Raw genomic sequence first — 5,232 nt, 5'->3', positions numbered from 1 at the left:
CTACACGGCGCACAGCCGCAGGGAGGTTGAGCTGATGGGCAGGCCCTGGCGCATCCTCGGCGGTGCCTTGATGCGTCTTGCCGATGGGGCGATAGGGGTGTCCCCCGATGTCAGCGAAGCCGTCAGGTGCCGCTTCCACCTGCCCGACGAAAAGGTGCTCACCCTTACCAATGCCGTTGACCACAGCCGGTTCGCCGTGGATGTCGACGCGAGGTCGAAACGGAGGGAACTCGGCATAGCAGAGAACGACCGTGTTATCGGATGCGTCGGCAACCTGAGGAGGGACAAGAACTATCCCAACCTCCTGAGGGCATTCAGGCTGCTCGGGGAACGCGTGCGCGGCGCGAAACTCGTCATTGCCGGCGAAGGGAAGAGGAGAGAGGACCTGGAGGCGCTCATCGCCGGGATGGGCCTCGAGGGCAGAGTGCTTCTCCTCGGTGCCAGGGATGATGTCCCCGAGATCATGAGGATCATGGACGTCTATTGCCTGAGCTCGTTCAGGGAGGGCCTGCCCCTGTCCCTCCTTGAGGCCATGTCTGCCGGCCTTCCCGTGGTGGGAACGGATGTCCCGGGCATACGGGACGTCATTGTCGACGGCAGTACGGGCCTTCTCGTTCCATCGGACGACCCCGCAAGGCTCTCGGATGCCCTCTTCAGGGTGCTCGCCGACGGGGAACTCGCCCGGGGGCTGTCGGAAAGAAGTTCAGAGTATGTTCTCAGGGAACATGGCTGTGAAAAATGGGTCGCAGAGTATGAAACTCTGTTTTCCCTGAACGGGCACGCGGGGGTATCTCCCGGCAGGGGCAGGAGTGCGGAAGCCGGCCGGGCGTCCCTCACGGTGTGATCCCATGGAAATGTCCATTCAAATAGTGAAGAACATCCTGTCGAACTGGGGGTCCTTTGCCATAGGCGCCGCCGTCCAGTTCCTCATGATGCCCTTTCTTGTCCACCGTCTCGGCGATACGCAATACGGGATCTGGGTCCTCATCATAAGTTTCACCGGTTTTCTCGGCCTCTTCGATTTCGGGGTGAGCGGGTCCGTCGTGAAATATGTCGCGGAGTATCGGGCGAAGGGTGACAGCGAGGGCCTGAGCAGTGTGTGCAGCAGCGCGTATTATGTCTTCGTGGCGGCGGGGGTGCTGGCCTTCGCGGTCTCGATCGTGATGGCCTTCGGCTTTCTGCACCATTTCAGTATCCCCCGGGAAGAGATCGCCGACGCGCAGTGGGTCACGCTCATCATCGGCCTCCAGATCGGATTGACCCTTCCTCTGGGTTTTTTTACCGGTTACATGAGGGGGATACAGCGATATGATCACGTCGCGGGCATATCTCTGGCCATCCTCTTCGTCCGGAGCCTCTTCATTGTGATCGCGGTCCTGATGGGGTACCGGCTGATCGCCATCGCCATCGCCCACCTCGTCTCGACCATGGTAGCCGGGGCGATACGGGCGATCTATGTGTTCAGGGCCGATCCAGGTCTCAGGCTGCGTCCCGGGCTTGTCACCAGGGAGACGCTGGCGACGGTGAGCCGCTACAGTTTTCTCATCTTCCTGTATTACGTGGCGACGAGGTTCATCTTCTCCGCCGGGAACCTCGTGATAGGGTATTACCTGACGGCGGCGGCCATCACGCTCTACAGCATTTCCCAGAGGCTCGTCGACGAGCTGCAGGTTGTCGTCATGTCCACGGGAGTGCTGCAGCCCGCGGTGAGCGATCTCGAGGCGCGGGGTCAGAACGCGAGGGTGCGGCACGTCCTCATCAACGCGACCAAGTACTCCATGATGGTCGTGTTGCCCATTGTGGTCACCTATCTCGTGGTGGGGGACGCCTTCATATCATTGTGGATGGGGGAAAAGTACGGCGCGGCCTGCTACGGAGTGCTCGTGGTCCTGACCTGCGCCGCGGCGGCCAACATCTCGCAGTACACCTCAACGCAGGTCCTCCAGGGGATAGCCAGGCACGGCGGCACGGCCTACGTCACTATCGTCGAGGCGGCCGCGAACGTTGCCCTGAGCATCGCGCTGGTGAAAAGGTATGGCATTATCGGAGTCGCTGTGGGCACCCTCGTACCCATGCTGTGCAGCAATCTGGTCGTCATACCCTGGTACGCCTGCCGGGTCATAGGTCTTTCTCCGGGGCGTTTCTACTGGGAAGGACTTCTCGTGCCCTGCATCCCGGCATGCCTCTTCGGGCTTCTCCTGTACGCCGCTTCCCGGATGATAAAACTGGACGGCTGGATGACGTTCGTGTCGGTCCTGGCGGTGTGCCTTGCAGGCTACGCGTTTGCCGCCGGGCATCTGTGCATGTCGAAACACGAGCGCGTCAAGCGATGGAGTCAGCTGTCCACCGCCGTCCGGTCCGGCTTCGCTGTCATACGTTCCCCGGCCCCCTGGATGCGTTCGCGCTGAAAGATCGGCGCCCTGAGCAGAAACGCAAGAATGGAGGTTTTTCATGGAAACACAGAGCAGTGTCTCCACCGAGCGCCTGGGTCCATCCTTCATCTGTTTCCTCATATGGACCTTCATTTCCATAGCACGGCCTCAGGACTTCATGGTTTTCCTTGTCCCTTTAAGGCCCGTGCTTGTGATCTGCGTCGTCACCATAGCCATGATGTTCCTCGAAGGGGTTTCCCTCCCCCGGGGGATATTCAAGCTCACCGAGGTGCGACTGGTACTCCTTCTCTGTCTTGTCATGCTGGTGGGAACACCCTTCGCGGTCCACAGGGGTGTGTCTTTCAGTTTTCTCACCACGGTGATGCCGGCAACCCTTCTCTATTTCCTTGTCACCGTCATTCAGGTTCGGTCCCTGAGGAGGCTGCAGGTGACCGCGGCGGTGGCGGTGGTGAGCCTTCTCTTCTGCGCGTCCCTCTATATCTTGGAAGCCTCCGCCTACCAGGGTTTCCGGGCGGCGGCAAGCGCCATGTACGACCCGAACGACGCGGCATTGCTCTTCGCCACCTTCGTACCCCTCTGCCTGTACCTGCTGTTTGCCTGGCAGGGCAGGGTAATGAAGGTCCTCTCGGTCGCCGCGGCCTGCCTGGCGGCGGCGGGGATAATGATGAGCCGTTCCAGGGGCGGTGTCCTGTCGCTGGCCGTTGTCATCGTCATCCTCTTCCTGAGCAGCGTTCCCAGGATACGGGGCATCGCGAAGGTGGCCGCGGTGGTCCTGCTGGCATTTGTTTTCATGAGCTATTTCTCGGTCGTTGAAGGACGCTTTCAAGACATGGGTGAGGACTACAACCTTGTCGATGAGAACGGCCGCATCAACCTCTGGAAGCAGAATCTCGCCATCCTGGGTGAGAATCCTGTTCTGGGCACGGGCACGGGCTGCTCGGCAGTGGCCCTCGGTCTCTTCCGGGCCCGTGAGGGGGGCAGTCAGACGTGGCTGACCCCGCACTCTTCGATCCTCCAGGTCGCTGTGGAGACAGGGATACCCGGTGTCCTCGTCTTCATCATCCTCAATCTCCTGGCCATACGTCAGCTGCGCAGGGTACGCGGGGACAGGGACCATCCCCTGTCACGGCCGGCCTTCTTTGTGGAACTGGCTTTCTACGGATTCTGGGCAGGAGGTCTTCTACTCAGTCACGGCTACTCCGTCAATCTCTACTTCCTGCTGGGGATCTCCGCCGCCATACGGTATCTGTACACGAACCCTCCCGACCCGCAGCCTTGCGGGTCCTGAAGGGGCTTAGGAGGGAGCATGCAACGGGCCATATCAACTGTGCGATGGGAAAAAGCGCAGGTGTACGAGAGGGATTTCTGGTCGAGACAGGTGTCTGCGGCGACGGGTGAGGTGTCGCGGTACAGGTGGTATGAGAACCGGGCTGAGGGTATCTGGAGGCGAGCAAAGCCGTTTCTCGCCTCACAGGCACGGATCAGTGTCCTCGAGATAGGGCCGGGGCCGGTGGGCATCGTGAATTATCTCGAAGCGGATGAACGCCACGCCCTCGACCCCCTGGAGGACTATTACAGCTCGCAGCCCGAGTTCGAGCGTGTGAGAGACAGGGGTGTCATACGCCACAACGGTACCGGTGAAGATATTCTTTCCCTGGGGAAGACCTTCTCGTTCGTGATACTCGACAACGTCCTCGACCACATGAAAGACCCGGACCGCGTGCTCCGCGGCATTCACAGGAGCCTCGACCCCGGAGGGGTCATGTTCATCAGTCTCAACGTCTATACCAGGTTCGGTGCCTTCGTGCGGAGTATCATGGAATGCCTGGAGATCGACAAGGGCCACCCCTTCAACTTCTCCCGGTTCCCACTCATTTCCCTTCTTCGGAAGAAAGGGTTCCAGGTCCTGTGGTCACAGACGGAGGATTATGGTGCTCAGAAAAGGGCGTACAGGCGATCGGGAGAGCTCAGGAAGGTGCTCAAAAGCTCTCTGGGTGTAGTGGATTTCAGGTTCGACGCCTTTTGCAGGAGGGTCTGATGGCATTTCGCTACCTCCAGCATCTCTGTGCCTGGCCGGCCATCTGCCGCAACCAGTGGATGACGCCCGGCGAGCTCGTTGCCATGCAGGAGCGGGCCTTGAGGCGTCTTGTTGCCCACGCTTACGCCAGGGTCCCCCACTATCGCAGGCTCTTCGACTCCCAGGGATTGCACCCCGGCAACATCGCTTCCCTCGATGACCTGAGGAAGGTCCCGGTCCTGACGAAGGAGATGGTGCGCGCCGGCTACCCCGGGGACATCCTTATGTCCGGCCTCGACCGGTCCGAATGTTCGCCGCGTACGACGTCCGGATCGTCGGGCAATAAGCTGGAGGTGGTGCTCGACCACGAGGTGGCCGTGCTCTACCGCCTCATGCAGTTCAGACAGCTCATCGACCTGGGGTACAGGCCCTGGGACAGGATGGCATACGTGCATTTCACGCCGCCGGTGACGAGCATTGTACCGCAGAAGATGGGACTCTTCAGACGTTACTTCATTCCCCTCGAATGGGGTCCGGAGAGACAGGCGGAGGAGGTCCTCCGTACGAGGCCGCGGATCATCAACGCCTACCCGTCGGTGCTCTACCTGCTGGCGAAGACGCTGGGCAGGCAGGTCGGGAGGCGTCTTGAACTCAAGTTCCTCATGTCGAACTCCGAACTCCTGACGGCACACGCAAGGGAATACATGGAAGACGTGTTCGGCTGCAAGGTGTATGACGATTACTCATGCCTGGAATTCTCCGCGATAGCCTTCGAATGCAGGATGCAGAACCTTCATGTCGCGGCGGACAACGTGATCGTCG

Annotated in this window: 5 protein-coding genes; all 5 read left to right on the top strand. The window is 60.4% G+C overall.

Annotated elements, in window-relative coordinates; all coding sequences use genetic code 11:
• Window positions 1-34: 34 nt before the first annotated feature.
• Window positions 35-844, top strand: coding sequence for a glycosyltransferase (locus GXX82_05080; GenBank protein ID NLT22401.1), 810 nt, complete (start codon window positions 35-37; stop codon window positions 842-844).
• 4 nt (window positions 845-848) lie between these two features.
• Window positions 849-2,408 carry a flippase gene (locus GXX82_05075; protein NLT22400.1) on the top strand — a complete coding sequence of 520 codons (1,560 nt, stop codon included), beginning with the start codon at window positions 849-851 and terminating at the stop codon, window positions 2,406-2,408.
• Between the two features lie 43 nt (window positions 2,409-2,451).
• Window positions 2,452-3,681, top strand: a complete 1,230-nt coding sequence (locus GXX82_05070; protein NLT22399.1) for an O-antigen ligase family protein — start codon at window positions 2,452-2,454, stop codon at window positions 3,679-3,681.
• 18 nt (window positions 3,682-3,699) lie between these two features.
• The gene (locus tag GXX82_05065) at window positions 3,700-4,431 is read left to right on the top strand and encodes a class I SAM-dependent methyltransferase (protein NLT22398.1); all 732 of its coding nucleotides are present in this window, start codon (window positions 3,700-3,702) and stop codon (window positions 4,429-4,431) included.
• Window positions 4,431-5,232, top strand: an 802-nt coding sequence (locus GXX82_05060; GenBank protein ID NLT22397.1) for a phenylacetate--CoA ligase family protein, incomplete at its 3' end; no start/stop codon positions are given. The genes GXX82_05065 and GXX82_05060, both read left to right, overlap by 1 nt.

This window comes from Syntrophorhabdus sp. (assembly GCA_012719415.1).
Lineage (GTDB): Bacteria > Desulfobacterota > Syntrophorhabdia > Syntrophorhabdales > Syntrophorhabdaceae > Delta-02.
Note: the sequence above shows the minus strand (reverse complement) of the source record. Positions and strands in the feature narration are given on the sequence as shown.